Source organism: Bartonella mastomydis (assembly GCF_900185775.1).
Classification (GTDB): domain Bacteria; phylum Pseudomonadota; class Alphaproteobacteria; order Rhizobiales; family Rhizobiaceae; genus Bartonella; species Bartonella elizabethae.
The window spans coordinates 1,193,058-1,210,735 of the sequence record NZ_LT883138.1 but is presented as its reverse complement, the minus strand read 5'-3'; the positions used below and the strand labels follow the sequence as shown (position 1 = coordinate 1,210,735).

Annotated in this window: 23 protein-coding genes and 1 pseudogene; 11 read left to right on the top strand and 13 right to left on the bottom strand. The window is 38.6% G+C overall.

What is annotated here, in order from left to right; all coding sequences use genetic code 11:
* Positions 1-315 precede the first annotated feature (315 nt).
* Positions 316-1,534 (bottom strand): annotated as a pseudogene (locus tag FJG96_RS08615) (MFS transporter).
* A gap of 994 nt (positions 1,535-2,528) precedes the next feature.
* On the opposite strand from FJG96_RS08615, the gene FJG96_RS08610 reads away from it, so the two are divergent.
* From FJG96_RS08610 to FJG96_RS08585, 6 genes are all read left to right on the top strand, one after another.
* Positions 2,529-3,119, top strand: a complete 591-nt coding sequence (locus tag FJG96_RS08610) for a hypothetical protein (RefSeq protein ID WP_139413590.1) — start codon at positions 2,529-2,531, stop codon at positions 3,117-3,119.
* A 642-nt stretch (positions 3,120-3,761) separates the two neighbouring features.
* On the top strand, positions 3,762-3,962 hold the full coding sequence (locus tag FJG96_RS08605; protein ID WP_139413589.1) for a hypothetical protein: 201 nt from the start codon (positions 3,762-3,764) through the stop codon (positions 3,960-3,962).
* An 859-nt stretch (positions 3,963-4,821) separates the two neighbouring features.
* A complete protein-coding gene (locus FJG96_RS08600) occupies positions 4,822-5,979 on the top strand; it encodes a tyrosine-type recombinase/integrase (protein ID WP_139413588.1) in 1,158 nt (385 codons plus the stop codon).
* A gap of 273 nt (positions 5,980-6,252) precedes the next feature.
* On the top strand, positions 6,253-6,843 hold the full coding sequence (locus FJG96_RS08595; protein ID WP_139413587.1) for an antA/AntB antirepressor family protein: 591 nt from the start codon (positions 6,253-6,255) through the stop codon (positions 6,841-6,843).
* Between the two features lie 120 nt (positions 6,844-6,963).
* Positions 6,964-7,239, top strand: a complete 276-nt coding sequence (locus FJG96_RS08590; protein ID WP_139413586.1) for a type II toxin-antitoxin system RelB/DinJ family antitoxin — start codon at positions 6,964-6,966, stop codon at positions 7,237-7,239.
* Between the two features lie 12 nt (positions 7,240-7,251).
* On the top strand, positions 7,252-7,533 hold the full coding sequence (locus FJG96_RS08585) for a type II toxin-antitoxin system YafQ family toxin (protein ID WP_139413585.1): 282 nt from the start codon (positions 7,252-7,254) through the stop codon (positions 7,531-7,533).
* Between the two features lie 120 nt (positions 7,534-7,653).
* Here FJG96_RS08585 and FJG96_RS08580 read toward each other — a convergent pair whose 3' ends face one another.
* From FJG96_RS08580 to FJG96_RS08565, 4 genes are read right to left on the bottom strand one after another with little or no spacing between them, the layout of a single operon-like run.
* Complete coding sequence (locus tag FJG96_RS08580; RefSeq protein WP_139413584.1) at positions 7,654-7,866, bottom strand: hypothetical protein; 213 nt, start codon at positions 7,864-7,866, stop codon at positions 7,654-7,656.
* The gene (locus FJG96_RS09160; RefSeq protein ID WP_139413583.1) at positions 7,859-8,062 is read right to left on the bottom strand and encodes a hypothetical protein; all 204 of its coding nucleotides are present in this window, start codon (positions 8,060-8,062) and stop codon (positions 7,859-7,861) included. The genes FJG96_RS08580 and FJG96_RS09160 overlap by 8 nt, the downstream gene beginning before the upstream one ends.
* Complete coding sequence (locus tag FJG96_RS08570) at positions 7,995-8,222, bottom strand: hypothetical protein (protein ID WP_139413582.1); 228 nt, start codon at positions 8,220-8,222, stop codon at positions 7,995-7,997. The genes FJG96_RS09160 and FJG96_RS08570 overlap by 68 nt, the downstream gene beginning before the upstream one ends.
* Entirely contained in the window at positions 8,219-8,881 is a 663-nt protein-coding gene (locus FJG96_RS08565; protein WP_139413581.1) for a lysozyme, read from the bottom strand. Before FJG96_RS08565 ends, FJG96_RS08570 begins: the two co-directional genes overlap by 4 nt.
* 106 nt (positions 8,882-8,987) lie before the next feature.
* Here FJG96_RS08565 and FJG96_RS08560 point away from each other — a divergent pair, with 106 nt between their 5' ends.
* Positions 8,988-9,311: a type II toxin-antitoxin system RelE/ParE family toxin gene (locus FJG96_RS08560; protein ID WP_139413580.1), complete on the top strand. Its 324-nt coding sequence runs from the start codon at positions 8,988-8,990 to the stop codon at positions 9,309-9,311.
* Positions 9,312-9,323: 12 nt separating this feature from the next.
* Positions 9,324-9,635 carry a helix-turn-helix domain-containing transcriptional regulator gene (locus FJG96_RS08555; RefSeq protein ID WP_139413579.1) on the top strand — a complete coding sequence of 104 codons (312 nt, stop codon included), beginning with the start codon at positions 9,324-9,326 and terminating at the stop codon, positions 9,633-9,635.
* Between the two features lie 69 nt (positions 9,636-9,704).
* Here FJG96_RS08555 and FJG96_RS08550 read toward each other — a convergent pair whose 3' ends face one another.
* The 8 genes from FJG96_RS08550 to FJG96_RS08515 are packed head-to-tail and all read right to left on the bottom strand — an operon-like array spanning position 9,705 to position 15,867.
* The gene (locus FJG96_RS08550) at positions 9,705-11,015 is read right to left on the bottom strand and encodes a phage late control D family protein (RefSeq protein WP_139413578.1); all 1,311 of its coding nucleotides are present in this window, start codon (positions 11,013-11,015) and stop codon (positions 9,705-9,707) included.
* Complete coding sequence (locus FJG96_RS08545) at positions 11,012-11,236, bottom strand: tail protein X (protein WP_139413577.1); 225 nt, start codon at positions 11,234-11,236, stop codon at positions 11,012-11,014. Before FJG96_RS08545 ends, FJG96_RS08550 begins: the two co-directional genes overlap by 4 nt.
* The gene (locus FJG96_RS08540; protein ID WP_139413576.1) at positions 11,233-11,613 is read right to left on the bottom strand and encodes a phage tail protein; all 381 of its coding nucleotides are present in this window, start codon (positions 11,611-11,613) and stop codon (positions 11,233-11,235) included. The genes FJG96_RS08545 and FJG96_RS08540 overlap by 4 nt, the downstream gene beginning before the upstream one ends.
* A 5-nt stretch (positions 11,614-11,618) precedes the next feature.
* Positions 11,619-13,754 carry a phage tail tape measure protein gene (locus tag FJG96_RS08535; RefSeq protein ID WP_139413575.1) on the bottom strand — a complete coding sequence of 712 codons (2,136 nt, stop codon included), beginning with the start codon at positions 13,752-13,754 and terminating at the stop codon, positions 11,619-11,621.
* A complete protein-coding gene (locus tag FJG96_RS09325) occupies positions 13,751-13,855 on the bottom strand; it encodes a GpE family phage tail protein (RefSeq protein WP_281279031.1) in 105 nt (34 codons plus the stop codon). Before FJG96_RS09325 ends, FJG96_RS08535 begins: the two co-directional genes overlap by 4 nt.
* A gap of 8 nt (positions 13,856-13,863) precedes the next feature.
* Entirely contained in the window at positions 13,864-14,148 is a 285-nt protein-coding gene (locus FJG96_RS08525; protein WP_139413574.1) for a phage tail assembly protein, read from the bottom strand.
* A gap of 1 nt (position 14,149) precedes the next feature.
* Entirely contained in the window at positions 14,150-14,656 is a 507-nt protein-coding gene (locus tag FJG96_RS08520; protein ID WP_139413573.1) for a phage major tail tube protein, read from the bottom strand.
* Complete coding sequence (locus FJG96_RS08515) at positions 14,656-15,867, bottom strand: phage tail sheath subtilisin-like domain-containing protein (RefSeq protein ID WP_139413572.1); 1,212 nt, start codon at positions 15,865-15,867, stop codon at positions 14,656-14,658. The genes FJG96_RS08520 and FJG96_RS08515 overlap by 1 nt, the downstream gene beginning before the upstream one ends.
* Positions 15,868-16,337: 470 nt before the next feature.
* Here FJG96_RS08515 and FJG96_RS08510 point away from each other — a divergent pair, with 470 nt between their 5' ends.
* From FJG96_RS08510 to FJG96_RS08500, 3 genes are all read left to right on the top strand, one after another.
* Complete coding sequence (locus tag FJG96_RS08510; protein WP_139413571.1) at positions 16,338-16,859, top strand: Rha family transcriptional regulator; 522 nt, start codon at positions 16,338-16,340, stop codon at positions 16,857-16,859.
* 186 nt (positions 16,860-17,045) lie between these two features.
* Positions 17,046-17,297: a type II toxin-antitoxin system Phd/YefM family antitoxin gene (locus tag FJG96_RS08505; RefSeq protein WP_139413570.1), complete on the top strand. Its 252-nt coding sequence runs from the start codon at positions 17,046-17,048 to the stop codon at positions 17,295-17,297.
* Positions 17,290-17,676 carry a hypothetical protein gene (locus FJG96_RS08500; protein ID WP_139413569.1) on the top strand — a complete coding sequence of 129 codons (387 nt, stop codon included), beginning with the start codon at positions 17,290-17,292 and terminating at the stop codon, positions 17,674-17,676. Before FJG96_RS08505 ends, FJG96_RS08500 begins: the two co-directional genes overlap by 8 nt.
* Positions 17,677-17,678: the final 2 nt, after the last annotated feature.

The following is a 17,678-nucleotide window of genomic DNA, read 5'->3' as shown; positions in this document are numbered from 1 at the left end:
AATTTTAAGCGCGTGTGGCAATAGCTCTTGACACTGAGCGTTTGTTAAGAGTCTTTTTCCTTTTTACATCGTTTTTACCCATACGGTTCTTTCTGCTTATGATGTGCAAGCAAATGATCTTGATTGATTCAACATAAAAACAGATTTGAAAAAATCTTATGATATTTGAGTTCGGTCTATGATCATTATAAATTGTTGTTTTATCGATACGTTGTCTTTTGAAAGCTCGATATAGCAAGGATCTAAAAAAGTTTTGATCTCTTTTAGAAGGAAATCTTGTAGAAAAAACTTTATCAGGGTTGGTTTTCTTCTTACTTAAGACTTTTGAGAGTGTTTTATCCATCTCATGATGATCAAACCACATAGGAAAAAAGTAAGGGTCGGTAAGATGAGGTAATAAGAGGGAGAAATTTTTGCAGGAAGAAAAGAAATAATACTTAATACGATAATTGAAAATAGTCTGCCGCTAAAAGATACAGCACCGATAACACCAGAAATATGCTGTGTTTGTGTTTGATTCAGTTCTGAGAAAAATAAGCTTTTTGCCCCTATCGGGACAGTGCAAATAAATCCATGAATTAAAGAGAACGCAATGACGGATGCAGCTGTTTGATTGTTATGAACGAAAAAATAGAGTGCAATGCACATCAGAGAAGAAAAGAAAGAAAAATATTTGATAGAATTCTTATAATTTTTATCAAGGACATGATACTTAGACATCAGTAAATTTGAAAAATACTGTGCTGAAAAGGCTCCAATATGACAGCACATGAGGACCAACATTTGCGAACCATTGAGGTGATCAATTGTCCCCCCCTTGCCAAGGATAATGGGTTGCCAGAAATGATAAATAATTTGAATTCCAGCGCTAAAAAGACACATGAGGAAAATAAACCATGCTCCTCCCACGGTGTTTTGAAAAATCCACAGCGTTTCCTTGGCATTGTGCAAGATTGTTTTTGTTTTGTGTGTTTCAATCAGCGATTTTTTTCTTCAGGAATAATAAGGAAAACCAAAAAAATAATTTCCATCATGAGGCATGAGATAATATATCCCATAAAATATTGTTCAGAATAATAGATCGTTCCAATGCCTACAATTCCACTGAAAATACTCCCGAAAGAGTTCACTTGGTGATAAAGATGCGCATAATGCGAAAAGTGATCGTGTTTATCACTAAGAGAATGGTAAATCCATCCGTCAATGGCACTGACAATGATGCAAATGTCTGCTGCATAGAGAATTTGCGCAATAATAAGCGCCGTCATATTAGGGTCTTGAAGACAGAGAAGATAAAATATTCCCGTCATAAAGACACCAGCTATTACGGAATATTTACGTCGATATCTATCCGTTAAAACAGCACAAGGAAAATCAAGCAAGAGAATAGTTGTGGAAAAGACAACTTGAAGTGGCGCTAGTTGCGCGAGATTCACCCCCATAGACATTAAAAAATCGCATGGTAGACACCAATGAGCATGCGTACGGCATTATAAGAGCCATAGGTGAGAGCAAGGGTACGTGGTCTGTTCATTGTGTTGTTCCATAGATGATTGTACAGTGGGAACGCTCACTGAAGAGAATGTTTTTCTGTATATTTCGAAATGATGATCCTCTTGTGGAAAACGGTATCCTAAATAGAAAATCGATAACCATTACTTTTATCATGAAAACAACAACCTAAAAGAGCGCTTAATTGAAGATAGTCTTTAGAGATTACAGACAGAAAAAACAAAGAAGTCAAACGTGAGATGAAAGCTTTCATCTCATGACGAATAATGGTGAATTTTAAATTTCATCTACCGTTTTTTGATCTACTGCACTGTAAGAAAAACCAAATTCCCCCAATTCATACTTCTCATTTATCATTGATTATAAACACTTTTTAGCACACTCCAAAACGGCATCTTTTTACGAATAACAATATATCCTGTCTCTCAAATTATAGCTTTGCTCATTGCTTATCCCCATTGATTAAATCAATTTTCTCCTGAAAAATGCTATTTGAGAAAAATGCATCCTATCAGTTTATATTCTACGATCTTTAATTAATTTAAGGAACGTAGCAATAAAATATACTATAGAAAATGAATAAATTCGAAGTTTTGTAAAAAACGCAATTTTTTATGGCTGCGGATAAAAAAACAAATCTACATTAAAAGTAGTCTTTATACCATTCAAGATCGTTGATTATTTTTATCCGTTTTTATGCATCTTTATGCATCCTTCATTTTATAAGTGGAAGTATAATTATTAATTAAAATATTAATTTTGAGCTATTTATAATATTATATTATAATTATTTGTTAATTCACGTATAAAGTGATTAAATTTCTCCCATGGACATATAGAAATAAACAGAAAAGTTTATAACTAATCTGTTGAATAAATTAGTTTTTATAGCTTTATTTTTTTGTATAATTTATCCTTTTTTTATTTTTATTATAGATTATTTTAAAGGGATTGAATAAATTTAATTCCGAATCTTTTAATGAGAATTTAGGTGTTTTGTACGAGAAAATGGAAAAATGTTTATAAAAAAAATTCTGTTGAGAGAAGGCTTATTGCTGATCATATTTTTGCTGGCATATCTTGTGTCCGTCTCGCATGGCTATACGGGCGTGGATAAATTATTTTGTTCCCAAGTTGTTAAGGAGCGGGATGATGCTGTCCAGAGGCTGGATTCTGTTGAGTTTGAAAAAGAAAATGCGCAACGGGGATGGAATGATACAATGAAGCTATTAGGGATAGCGGTAGAGGATTTGAAGAGAATAGCTCTTGAACAGCAGGAACTTTATTTGGCATTGCTGAAGACTATGCCAAACAACAAACAACTTACTTATAAATATGAGATAACGCAAAAACGAAACACTGCAATTTTGGAGCGGATTGAGAAGTTTTTTACGCTATTTGAACATGTTGAGAAAAGAACAAAAGCCTTTCGAGGATTCAACAAAGTCGATCAACTTAAGGATCAGTCTCAGTCATTACATACTTTAGAAGTGATTTCTAAACATCATGGGCATGTTGATGGACTTAATAGAGAACTTGAAAGGCTTAATCACGAAGTTGATCGTTTAAACAACAAACTTAAAAGTCTGAAGAAAATATCGCAATAAAGAAACAGAAAATTATTCATCGATGCAATGGGAAGAGCGCATGAGATGATTAACAACAATTTTATTGAAAAAGGAATAATCGGTGGGATTTGCAATAGTACTCATCATATCCGTTATGGTTATTATAGGAACCCTTTGTTTTTTGTGTAATAGGAACTGTGAAAGAGCAGAAAAGGATAGATGGAAAAGATATAGAGAAGCACGAGAAACACACTCTGAAAATGAAGAATAAAATGAGGCTAATATGACAACACAAGAAATACAGCCATTGTATAAGACGCTTTAAAATTCAGATCATAAAATTTCGGGAGTCTCTTTAGAACTTGGCAAAGAATCTAAAGTCTTAACGTGAAGCTATGGTACTTTCATCGAGGGATTGTAAAATAATCTTTTGCCTATTTATGATAAATATGGCTGTAGGCTTTGTTATCCAGATGTTGGGTGAAGCCAATAGAGAGTTTGATATTCTTACTTTTATATGTGTTTTTATCGCATTCATTTTGTTATATTTTTCGATAGCTTCTCCGATTATTTTAATTTTACACATACGATTGACAAAGAAATTAAAAAAACACTTCAGCAATTAGAAGATACTCTTGAGCAGCGAGATAAAGCTCTTATAGCACAAAAAAGGAGAGAAAAATGAACGGCTCTCTTATGATTTTGTTTTTTCTCGCTATTATAACTATTGGATGTGTTTTAAACACAGCAATTATTACGCTTTATTATTCTTTTATGAAGCGTTTGAAATTGTACAAAAAGGTCATTGCAGAATTAGAAAAAGTGATTAAAGAATGGGATACAGCAATCGAGGGATTATTCGAGAAAGAACAAAAAAAGTGATACAAGGCTTCAAATTTTCTTATGGCACTCGTTTTTGAGCATCGAGATGTGTTATACTGATGATTGAATAGAGTGTATCATGTTTTAGATAGAACAAAAAAGAAGGTTAAAAAATACAGCTTAGATGTGTCTTTAGAATTTTTATCTGCTGTTAAGATTGGCAAAAGTTTGTACCATATTGATATGGGAGCTAAAATCATAGAGCTCTTAGATTAAGAAAAGGCTTTTCTTTTCAGAAAAGGAGTCTCTATCTTTCTCAAAAGAATTCCAAAATTGGAGCTTTCTACTCTGTTGCAACATGAAACTGTTATCACGTGTATGAGAGTTTTAAATGGTTTGATGCAAGAGAGCTTACTCGTGCTCAAAAAATTATTAGAATTTTTCTAAAACGTACTTTGTTGAGGCATATTGAAAAAATTTATTTCCGCAATTTTATTCTCGTATCCCTTACGTTAAAAAATAACAAATTACACACGATAAAAAAGAGCGTGCTGCTCAGAGAGGGCTTTAAAGATTTTGACCTTTTAGAAGTGTAAGTTCTTTGGGCATTGAGCAAATAAGCCTTGATTTTAAATAATTGAGGGACGTGTTAAAAAATCCTATACCCTTAATGTTTATTTGCGTGGCTCTCACATAAAAAATGTGTATAAAATAAAAAAGTTACTATTGATATAAAGTTGATGGTGCCCGGAAGAGGCTAGCTAGGCTTTATCAACGAGATTCAAAGTATATAAATATGTGTAAGAGCGTATTGATATGTATAGTTTTTTATGTTCCAATAAAAAAATTAAGAATTAAAGAAAAAATCTCAAATCAAAAATTTAAGGTGGTCTAAAAGGTGGACGAGAAGGTAAATTAAGTGAGGGCGATTCATAGATTATCAGCTGCATTCGTAAAGGCATCTCCTCAAGGTAAATATTGTGATGGGGCAGGGTTGTGGTTGAATGTTCGAAAAGACAATACTCGCTCTTGGTTTTTTCGCTATACACACCACAATAAGCGCCGTGAAATGGGGCTTGGTTCTGTCACAAGACTTTCTTTAAAAGAAGCGCGAGAACTTGCAAGGCATTATAGCGATATTCTTAAAGAAGGCAATGATCCTATTGTCTTTCGAGAACAAACTGTCTTAAAACAGCAAAGCAATATGTTTAAAGAAATTGCACAAGCAGCTTTTGAAAGTAAAAAAGCTGAGTTAAAAAATGAAGGCAAAAATGGGCGTTGGTTTTCTCCACTGGAATTGCATGTTATTCCACACATAGGTAGCCTATCTATAGAAAAATTAACAGCAAATATCATTCGCAATGTTTTGGCACCTCTTTGGCATGAAAAAGCAGATACGGCACGAAAAGCACTTAATCGTATTAACATTTGCTTGAAATATGCTGCAGCTCTTGGTTTAGATGTTGATCTACAGGCTTGTATGAAAGCACGTGCCCTTTTAGGAAAGCCTCGTGTTACATCAACAAACATTCCAGCTATGCCATGGCAAGAAGTTCCTACTTTTTATCAGAATTTGGATGATAAGATTCTTTCAAATTTAGCACTGAAGCTTTTGATTTTGACTGGAGTACGGTCATATCCATTGCGATATTTACGTCTTGAACAAATAAATAAGGATATATGGACAATACCGAAAGAAAATATGAAAGGTATTGTAGGAAAGGTTTCCGATTTTCGCGTGCCATTAAGTCATGAAGCTTTGAAAGTGATTGAAAAATCTCTCCCTTTTGAGAAAAAAGGTTTTTTATTTGCTGGGAGTTCTGGAAAGCCTATATCTGATGTAACACTATCTAAATTCATGAAAGACAAAGGTTTTGATTATAGACCCCATGGTTTCAGATCTAGTCTTCGTGACTGGATAGCAGAGACAACGTCAACACCATTTGAGATTGCCGAAACTGTTCTTGCGCATTCCGTTGGGAGTTCAGTGACCAAAGCTTATATGCGGACAGATTTTTTAGAACAACGACATGCTCTCTTAGAACAGTGGGCTGTATTTATAACAGGAGCGACTTGACAGAGTTATAACAATGTGTCTATTGTTGAAGCAGGTGCCTAGAAAACACCCTAAAACAACAAGCGGATTGGTTGCCGAAATAACTAATTCTCCGCAAACTAAAAGCTTTGACTCATTGTATGCTGTACGCATATAATAATGTTGTCGGGTGTGGTTATGCTATACAATACTCTTTTAGGGGAAGGCATAACGACGGGCTTGTTGCCGTGTTTTCTAGCACCCGGCATTCTTTGTTGGATGTCAATAGAAAACCTAATCAACAAGGAGTTCATAATGAACACTCTCATTAAAATTACGGAACAAACGATTGATCAAGAAACTGTTCAGACAGTAAATGCACGCGAATTGCATGCATTTTTAGAAGTTAAATCTAATTTTAGAGATTGGATTAAAAATCGTATTGAGGAATACGGCTTCCTAGAAAATAAGGACTTTATAAGTTTCGCTAAAATTTTAGCGAAACCTAATACCTCTCAAGAAAATCAAGACTTTGTGAGTTTTACTCAAAAAAGAGTAAAACCTAAAGGTGGTCGTCCAAGTACAGAATATCATCTCACTTTAGATATGGCAAAGGAACTCTCTATGGTAGAACGCAATGAGAAAGGTAGGCAGGCGCGTCGTTACTTTATTGAGTGTGAGAAAAAGTTAAAAAGCCAATCTGTTGATTATGACAATGATAAACGCTTTGATTTACCAAGTCATTGGGAAGGTATGAATGCTGGTGAAAAAGCTTTGTATCTTTTAGGTCCTATTCATGTTCGTCTTGTTGATGCTTTTAGAGTAGATGAAGAGAACAGAAAATATAAAGCTCTTATTAAAGAAGCAAAGCAGGTTTTAGCAAGATCTGTTGTGAAAGCAGCTTAATTTTAAAAGTATGGTTTATCTCCCCGTTTTAAAAGCGGGGAGGGAATTATTAGATAAATCTCTTGACATGAGTCTTAAATGTAGTACATTGTAGTACAAGTAAATAGGATATTGAGGAAAATGGGTAAAATTCAAGCACGCATCCCTGATGAAGTTCAAGAAGTTGCAAGCGCAGTGATAAAATCTACGGGTTTGACTGTATCGGATGCGGTCCGTATGTTTATGACCCGAATTGCTAGAGATAGAGCATTGCCACTTGATCTCTTTCAACCCAATCCAGAAACATTGCAAGCTATTGAAGATGCAGAGATGGGGCGTGTCGAACGTACGTCATTGGATGATTTGCGTGCCATGATTCGTGCGGATAAAGCAGAAGTATGTAAATCTGCAAAGTGATTTTGGTTAGCTATGCGGGAAATTGTTTATACGAAGTCTTTTCGGCGTGATCTTAAACGTGAAAGTAGGGGGAGATATGCTGATACATTAGAGACAAACTTGCTGCTTGTGATCAAAACATTAGCGGAAAACAAACCCTTAAAAGTTCAGTGGAAAGATCACGCACTAACAGGTCAATGGAAGAACTGTCGTGATTGCCATATCAAACCAGATTTGGTTTTGATCTATCGAAAGCCTGATGATGAAACATTAGAACTTTTAAGGCTTGGTTCACATTCTGAATTGCGTTTATGACAATTTTTCAATTTTTAAAACCACTGTTTTCAACGTGCAAAGACATTATCTCATGCCTTCATGAGACGTGCAAAATTAAAAATCTATTGGCTAAAAAATTTAGCACGTCTCAGAGCGTATTTAGAGTCGGATATTTGGTTTTTGTGTAAAAATACTCTCTATGGCATCTAGGATCCGTGAAAAATCAAGCGCTAATAAGAGTATAATCAGTACAATCCATTTCGTATAACGCGACATCACCTTTACACTTTTATAGGTCATGATGATTTCTTGAAGGATTTCTTTTTCCGCTTCTGTAAGCTCTATATCATCTCTTGTTTTTCTTCTAGCCATGTTTCCATCCACACAAACGTTCACCTAGAGTGTTATGTTTTAAGATATCTCTTGCTAAGCTTGAACTGATGACGTTAACATCTCTTTTGTTTAAATAAATGGGTAACCAGCCAATACAAGAGACATACTTATTTGCCCCGCAGCCAACGAGAGAGAGCAGCGCGCACATCAGAATCGCTTTTTTGATTAACTTCATTTTCCACCTCCAGACGTTTTGTTGCTGCCTTTAGCGTTTTTTCTGTTTGCTTTTGCTGTTCTGCTTTTTTGCCAAGCATGAAAGCTTTGGCTAAAGCCATAAAAAAAGCAGCAAAAGCTGCACCTGTTAACAGCAGATTTTTTTTCATCCATAAGATCATAGGCGGTGCTCTTGAAAGCGTTTGGCAACAAAGAAAAGACCAACACCTGCAGCTAGAACCATAATGCTAGCGAGAGCCCATTGCACTGGACCGTTGCCCGCTAATAAGCCGCCAAGACCTGAAAAGGAGCCAATGACTGGTGCCAATGCTTCTGCTTTAAAGAGCGCTGTTGAATCCTTTGTTTCTACGGTTTGATAGTTGGAGGAAACATAAGCGCCTTTTGCCCATAATCCGGCTTCTGCGACACGCCGGTGGACAAGACCTTGCAAGCGTTTACCACCCGCTTTGGTCCATTTTTGTAATTCGGCCGGTACTGCTTCATATTCACCATTATTAAGCTTTTTTAGCAGTGTAGAATTGCAAAAAGCTGTTGTTCCTACATTATAGCAAAAGGAAACCAATGCCGCGAATTGCCAAGAATTTAAAGAGACTGTAACGGCTTTTGCAACAGTGTTTTTAAATTGTTTTAAGTCTTTACAAAGAAGTTCTTCGGCTTGTTTTTCAGTAATTGTCATGCCCTTGTGAACAAAAGGTTTTCCTGCGGCGCTGGTATGTCCATAACCAATAGTCCACACACCGATGGTGTCTTTATAAGCGTTTAAGCGCAAGCCTTCCCATTGTTTGATAAGCTCTAAGCCTTCTTTCGATATTTTTCTCATCTGGTTCTCCATAAAAAAAGCCCCACACAAGGTGAGGCTGAGTGAAAATCTAAAAATAAAATTCTTTCTATCTTGACAAATGTTCGTTTATAAACGAATATGGATTATGTTTGAAATACGTCACTACCTTACCTCTGATGGCAAAGACTTGATAAATGATTGGCTGCGAAAGCTGCGTGATGTGCAGGCTAAAGCTGCAATTATTCGCCGTCTTAATCGTTTAGAGCAAGGAAACTTTGGCGATTTCAAACCGCTTCGTGATGGTGTCTATGAATTGCGTATGAATATTGGTCCTGGTTACCGCGTTTATTATGCCCAGTCTGGCAAGACCGTATTATTGCTCTTATGCGGTGGTAGCAAAAAAACACAAGACACTGATATCACTCGCGCATGTGCCTGCTGGCGTGATTGGCAAAACCGTGAAGATTAAAGGAGTGCAAGAATGAAAGACCGTAACCATGATGATGCGATGGCAGAAATATTTCATGATGATCCTGAGTTGGCGGCAGCTACCCTTGATGCCATTTTAGCAGATGGTGACCAGGGGGAATTGCTTGTAACACTGCGTCAAATGGCAAAAGCTTATGGTGGTGTTCAAGCTGTCGCTAAAGCAGCCAACCTGAATCCAACACAACTTTATCGGACACTGTCAGAAAAAGGTAATCCAGAGCTCCGTAGTTTAAATGTTTTGCTGCGTACTATGGGGTTTCGCCTGGCTGTACGACCTCTTGAACAACCCGTTCCACACATTTGATATCAGTGTTGAGTGTATTAAACACTTTCCACTCCTAAACAACAGTGTTTTACAGCAAATCATGATAATCTATTCTATATCTTCTTTATCCATATGAATAACGCCGTCTCCTTCGTCATATGCATTGGGAGGGGCGTTTGGATCAAGGGTATCATCTTTGTCTGGTGTGGTATTGGCTACGTTTTTGGCAGCATCTTCTTGGGCTTTATCAAAAAGTTCGCAGTCTATTTTTGTTGTATAGCCACCTGTTTTATCAAGCTTGTGTTTGACGCTTTTGATGCGCCATTCTGCTGGAATATAGGGGCGGAAAGGGGGCTCTTGAATAAGTTTTGCCTCTGCTTGCACAAAGGGATCACCACCGATATCACATGAGAAAGAAGATTTTCCACGCGATGATTTATTGCGATAAGTAGCAATGGCCGCAACAGCTTCTGATTGATTGTGGTAGGTATATTTGAGTTCGTGAAAAGGTTCTTTACCAACCTTAACTTCCTTTTTCTCACCAGTGCGGATATCATGATAGGTGGCAAGTACACCGCCCTTTTTCTCTTCTTCTTGCTCTTGTTTTTCGGGTGTTTCTGCTGTTGTCTCTTCTTTAGGCAAATTAGGAGTATCACTTTCATCCATATGGATCACATCTTCACCTTCCTCAATTTCCTCTGGTTCCCTTGCATCAGCGGCGGCTTTTTGGTCATCTCCTGCATCTGTTGCTAAGCCATTGGCGGCACCTGCTTCATCGCGTGCACTGTATTTAAAATCCCAAGAGGTACATTGTTTTTCATGAATAACAACGACGGGCAGTGTTTCACCGGTAATGGCTTTGCCTTCTCCTCGTTTGGCAAGCACCAATTTGCCATCAACAGGCTTTGCGACCGCGTCATATTCTTCTGCAAGGCGTGTGGCAAAAGCCATATCACTTTCTGCTGTTTGATCAATGTGACGCACGATAATTTTGGCAAGAGCAGGGTCGATTTTTGCTGTATAGCCATTGCGCTGTGCTATCTCTTGAATGATACCCCCGAGGGTTTGTTGATGATAGGATTGACTTTTGGGTGTTCTATAAGATGTGTTCATAGAAGCAGAACGCCCTGTAACATTTAAGGTTTGTGGTGGACTGCTTACAGAGATTTCATCAATCAGATAGGCGCCCATATCGCGGTTTTTACCCCCTTCATAGCCAAGGGTGACAGAAAGGATAGTTCCGATGAGAGGAATATCAAGAAAGCCGTTATCACATTCACGGGCGCGGTCATCAAGCTCTATGGTAATACGGTCGCTTTTGTCTTCTGCTTCATCGGTAATTTCAATCGATAAGACATAGTCCATAAGTATGCGTGTAATATCTTCTCCATTTGCCATCACTGTGCAAAAAGGTTTCATGATTGACTGCCCCAAATTCTAATGACCGGTGTGGTTTTGGGATAGGGGAGGGATGGCAAGAGGATTGTGATACCTGCTTTTAAGATGGGGCCATAGTCTGCAAGACCAAAATTAGCTGCATAAACGCGTTCAACAGCAAGAGCTTGTTGACCCTTGGCATAATATCTCCAGCAAATAGCATCAACCATATCGCCTTCTTTGGTTACGTAAAGATCACTCATAGTTCTTCACCATATTCTCTCAAATTGACGGTAAATTCTTGTTTTTTTGGGCTACCATTTTGATGAAAGAAGCTTTGCTTTTCTTTTACAGAAAGGATGACAAATTTGCCTAAAATCCTCCCCTGACCTGTTACGAGGATATGAGGTCCCTCATGTGCCATTTGCCGCAAATATTCCAGTTGTCTATAACCGCCTTTAAAGTCTGGATAAACCACACCTGTTAGGGAAAATTCCGCATTGGCAACAGCTGGTAATTGAAGAGCAGCCTTGCGCCTCAATCGCCCTTGCTCGACCCATGGAATGTTATAGGTCATATCGAGAGCTTGATAAGCTGCTGTTTCAATGGAAAAGATAAAACGACCTAAAGCTAACATCATGATGATTAATCCGAAAGGCTAGAAGCGATAGCCAAACGCTGTTGTTTGGCATAGTGTTCAAGGGCTTGATTTACGGCGGCGCGGATTTCGTCTTTTAAACCATTGGGAACAGAAATATTTAAATTTGAAATCATCACGCGGGCATCGATTTCTACCGGCTTATGAACGGTAATGGGTTCTGAAACTTTGAAAGAGTCAACCTTTACATTTGTCGCCTGCATTTGTCCTGTTTGAACTATGCCACTATTAGAACTGCTCTTACCTTTCCCAGATGGCGCATTGGGGACAATGGCTGTATCAAGCATTTTTTTGACGGGAGCTTTGGTTTCATCGTTAAGGGTTTTAATGGTTTGGGTTGAATTTTTGTCGATTGTAGCCTTAAATCCTAGCTTTTTTCTCATCCAGTTTGGCATCCAACTGGTTAAACCATCCATATGCTTGCCAAGCCAGTTATACAGATCATTCCATTTGTTTTTGATACCTTCCCAAAGTCCGTTAATCAGATTGGTTCCTGCTGCCATTAAATCGATACCAAACAGCCATTTAATGAGGTCATTGATTTTTTTTGCAATCCAAGAGAGGGGTGAAAACTTTTTAAAGAGACTAAAGAGTTTATTAAAAATAGTACTACATAAGTTGGCAAAAGAATTCCACAAATTTCGTAAGAAATTCATGACCGTATCCCAGTTTTTGTAAAGCAGATATCCAATTCCAATAAGGGCTGCAATACCAGCCATTATCCAGCCTATGGGGGTTGTCATGATGGCAATACCAAGCGATATAAATGAGACTGTAGCGGAGATTATTGCTGGAATAAGTGAAGCGATAAGACTTACCGCGAGACCGGCAACTGCGGAAGCAGCTGGAACCATTGCTGCAATGAATAATCCGATAAGAACGGCTCCAACTGCGGCCAAAGATGCTGCTACCCAGCCATTGAGTTTACCCCAACTTTTGTAAAGTACAACGAGGACAGCAATACCGCCAATGAGCCAACCGATAGGGGTGGTCATCATAGCATAGCCAAGGCTAACAAACGCTATTCCTACGGCTGCTAATGCGGCAATGAGTGGACCAAAAATAAATGAACCAAGGGAGACAAGTCCAACTTTAAAGAGGGTTATTTCACCAATTAAGGGCTCGAGCCATTGGAACCAGCCTTTAATCCTCTCTATGAGATCACTGATGCCCTGTCTTAAATCAGAGGTAGGATTAAGTAAATCCTGCAAGACTTGTTTTAAGGTTTTAGCCCAGCTTGCCACGGTTGTTTGGATGAGGTCACGGTTTTCATCAATCAACTTTGAAAATGCATCAACTAAATCATTGATCACGGGCATGAAGCGTGCGCCAATAAAGCTTGCAATACCACCTATTTTTTTCTTAAAAGCACCAAGCTTATCACTTAAATCTGCTGCATAGCGTGCAACATCGGCACCAATGAGCCATTTTCCTTTTCTCGCCTTTGCAAAGAGCTCTTTAATAGGCGCCATGCCTTGTGAAAGCATGGATGCCATCTCTTTACCATCTCCACCAAACAGTAGGGCAGCAATGTGCTGTCTTTGTGCTTGATTTTTCATCTTACTCATTTTTTCGGTAATTTCTTCTAGTAAGAGAGAATTTGATTTGAGTTTACCAGAAGCGTTTTTGACAGAAATGCCAAGCGCTTCAAATCCCATCATGCCTCTTTTTTGTCCAGCATATGCTTGCGCAGAACGCCTATTTAAGGTTGCCAAGGATTGTTGAAAGAGTTCGGCAGAATATCCTGAATTATCGGCTGCATCACCCCATAATTGAAGGGCTGTGACACTCATTCCTAAATGGCGTGAGGCATGGTGAAGACTATCACCCATATGCATGGTTTTCATGGTAACGGCGGTCAAGCTTGCGACAAGACCACCCCCAGCAAGCCCTAAGATACCGGTAAAGAGCGAAGCACGACTTGCCGCTGTACCAAGAGCACTTTGAACGCCATGAAGGCTTTTTGTCATGTTTTTTACAGCAGCAGAAAAGCGCGGAATACGCAAACTATGAGATAATTTTTTTGATAAATTGTCGAATTCCTTTTGCACACGTTTTAAAGGCGCGGTGAGTTTGTCTTCAAGAGACAACTTGACCTTTGCATCGGCAACTTTTTTACTCATTTTGTCTTATACCTTTCTGCTGCTTGTTTTCGCCAAAAGAGCAACTCTCTTGCTTCCATTTCCATCATCTCTGAAAGAGACCAATGGAACACAATGGCAATATCGGCAATCAGTTTAGCGGCGGTTTCCCAGTCGAGGTTTCCCGCCGTTTGATAAAAGATTCCAAAATTTCTCCAATACTCGATAAGTCATTGATATCGAGTTCACTGATAGCATCATGTGGCCATCCAGAAAGACGTGCAATCATAGCGATTGTTTGCTCTACACCTTCTTTTTTATCAATAGCTTGCAAATCTTTTGTTTTGGGGCGCCGTAAGGTAATTTCGGCGTGTTCTTTTCCTTCAAAGGTAATAGGGATAAGCAATTGATGGGTAACACTTTGTTGTATAGTCATTTTATAATCCTATGTTTTCTCTGTGGCCTGCGAGTTGATTGACGCCATTGAATTTTCTCACCATATTGAGGACGTCTATCTCAACAATTTCAACGTCCTTTTGGACATATTTGAAATATTGCAATGTGAATGTTGCTGTAGAAGTTGCTTTGCCTCCCGGTTGCCATTCTGCCATTTCAAAGCCTTTGCAAAGTCCTCTCATGGTAATGACAACTCCTTCTGCGGGTGTGCCTTGGGCTTGCATTGAACTGCGCAATGAGATGTCAACATCGGTGCGTCCCAACAGTGCCATTAATTCTGGTGAACAATCAGAAATGGTCATGGTAAGGGAGAGGGTTTCAAGACCAAGATCAACCTCAATGGCGCTATCCATGCCGCCGCCGCGATAACTTTCAACGACCAAGTTCAAATTCGGTAGGGTGACGCTTTCACACTTTGCTTGATAGGGAATACCGTCGACAAAAATGTTAAAATATTTCAAAACTCTTGGTAAAACAGGGATAGTCATTAAAAGATCTCCTCTAGGTAATCATTGATGATTTGTGAACGGAAGGTGATGTGTTCTGCGGGTGTTGTGGGCGTGAATTCCACATTGAAATAGACTCTGCCATCTTCAATAGCACTTGCTGTGTTAAGCTCTAGATCTGGTGTACAGCGCCCCCCAAGAATGGCGCCTTGCGCTTTTAAATCACGCAAATAAGCATTGACGCTTTCACTCACATCATTCAGATAGGTCTTTTTGATATTGCGGTCGACCGCCCACAGATGTCCGCGCAAAATAGCATCATTGATCATATCGGCAGTGCGTACTACCGATAAAAAGGCAAATTTTGTATCGCTTGAAAGGGTGCGATTGCCCCAGAGGCGATAACCGTTTTCACGAATAATGGTTGTGATATTTTGTTCGTTAAGAAGGTTAGCGCGGCTTGCACGATCACCAATAGAAAAATCAATGGGGCGCGCAGTTCCTACAATTCCATTGATCACTTTATTGGAAGGGGAATGCCAAAAACCATTGGTAAAATCATTTTTAGCAATGACCCCAGCAACCACCGCACTTGCTGGCTCTTCTAAGATCTTGCCATTGCGATTAACTTTGACAAATGGATCAATGAGAAAAGCGCGTTTTGAATCAAAATCCTTTGCTGCGCTAAGGGCTGCTTCATCTGTTGTGTTGGGGGCATCAATTACCACAATCGCACGTAAACGCTCGGCAATGCCAATCAGCTCTGCTGCAACCGGGTTAGAGGTTGTACTGCTTTCATCTCCTTCAATATTCACACTGGATGGGCGTTGATGGGTAAAGCCTGGAGCAATCAGAATACGTGGTGTTTGTCCCACAACAGATTGTGCTCCAATGAAAGCATGAACACCTTCATAGGCGCCATGTTCGTTCACACCACCTAGAATGTTGGTGATTGTTGCGTTTTCATTGTCTCCTTCTTTCACACGGATAACAACAACAATAGCTCCCACTTGCTTGAAAATAAGATCAAGGGCATTGGGTAAAGTACCACGTCGTTTACCTGTTTTGTCCAGTTTTGCGGCTTGTGAAAGAGAGCCTGCGACCAAGACCGGTGTGTTAAGAGGAAAGGCTTGTTCATCCGCATCGGGTGCTGTGCCGATAATTCCGATAACGCCAGACTGAACTGCACGAAGGGGGCGTGTGCCGTCATCAACCTCGACGACTTCAACACCGTGTAGAAAACCTGTTGCCATTTTATGCTCCTTTAAAATAGTGGCTAATGAAATGAATATGAAAAATGAGGGTTGGATTTGAAATCTCACCCTTTAAAACAGCAAATCATAAGGATTTTGGTTCACTCGCATTTCAAATGCGAGTGAATAGTAAAGGGTAGCATTTCAAATGCGATCCTTTGAAAACAACAATATGTGAAATAATTTTTTAAAAGCATATTGACACTAATAAACCCTTATGTTACCCGAATCACAAGTGCTAGAAACACTAAACCATTAGCGGATAGGTCACGTAAGATCTCTCCCATGCATTTAAAATACTGATTGTCTTTTATGCTATTATTGGCATATAACGATTTTGTCGGGTGTAGCTATGCTATACAATACCTTCTCACGAGGGGAAGGCATAGCGACGGACTAATGGCCGTGTTTCTACCACCCGGCACTCTTGGGGGTGTCAATAGAGACATTAAAACCATTAGGAGTTAATCATGAACAATTTAGTAACAATCAACAATGATGGTATCATTGTCACAACCTCTTTAAAAATTGCTGAGGGTGTAGGGAATACGCATAAAACAGTTATACAGTTAGTACGCAATAATCGTAAGGATTTTGAGGAATTTGGTTCACTTGGATTTGAAATCCAAGTGAGTAAAAAAGATGGTAAAGGTGGTCAAAAGAGAGAAGTCGCTATCCTCAATGAACCACAAGCGACCTTACTCATGACCTATATGCGTAATAATGATACGGTGCGTGCGTTTAAAAAAGCTCTTGTTAAAGCTTTCTATGATTTAAAAAATCAGTTGATTGATAATGACCGCGATACACGGTTTTCTTTTCCAAGCAACTGGGATGAGATGTCTCCAACCGAAAAGGCTGTTTATATTTATGGTCCACTCCATATGCATCTTGTTAAAGCTTTTACGTTAGTAGAAGAAAGCAAACATTATAAAAAACTTGTTGAAGAAGCCAAGAAAGTCTTAGAAAAATCCGTTGTAAAAGCTGCTTAATTAGAAAAGCATAACCTCTCTTCCCTGCTTCTAAGTGGGGAAGAGTTGAGTAGATCCCCTTAAAGAAGCTTATTCCAATTACAAAAATGTGTTTTTTCTCCAGTGTGTTGTAAAACATCTTTACATAATACATATTATACGTACAATATACGTACAATACGTATTGTCTATTAAAGGGCTGTACTGATGAAAAAATATAGTTTTACAGATGTAAATCGCGGGGCAGGTGATATTTTAGACGAGGCGATGTCAAAGCCTGTTGCTTTAACGAAGCGAGGGCGTGAAAAAATCATTATGCTTCCTGTTGATTTATATCATGAATTAATAAAAGCGCGTTCTCACGCACAGTCTTTTTCCTATGCAGATGCACCTCAAAATATATTAGACGATTTAGATCGTGGTTTAGATGACATTTTAAATAGTGATGAACATGTTTAAAGCAGGGGATGTTGTTCGATATTATTATTTATGGCACGAACAAGCACAAAAAGGTGAACATTCAGGGCGGAAATTTCGTCCTTCGTGTGTTATGGTCAAAACTGAAAAGCATCTTTTTTTATTTCCTATCACTTCTCAAGAGCCTCATAATTTGCAGTATAGTTTAAAGGTCCCTGAGATAGAATGTCAGCGTGCGGGTTTGCAAAAGCAATCTTGGGTACGTGTTGATGAATTTAATGTTGTTCCTTGCGAATCTTTGTTTGACTTTGAAGATTTGAAGCCACAAGGGCGTTTTAGCCTTGCTTTCATGCGTAAAATTGCAGTTAAAATTAAAGAAGTTAAAGCAATAAAATCACTTAAAAAAGTTTCTAGAGATTAAGT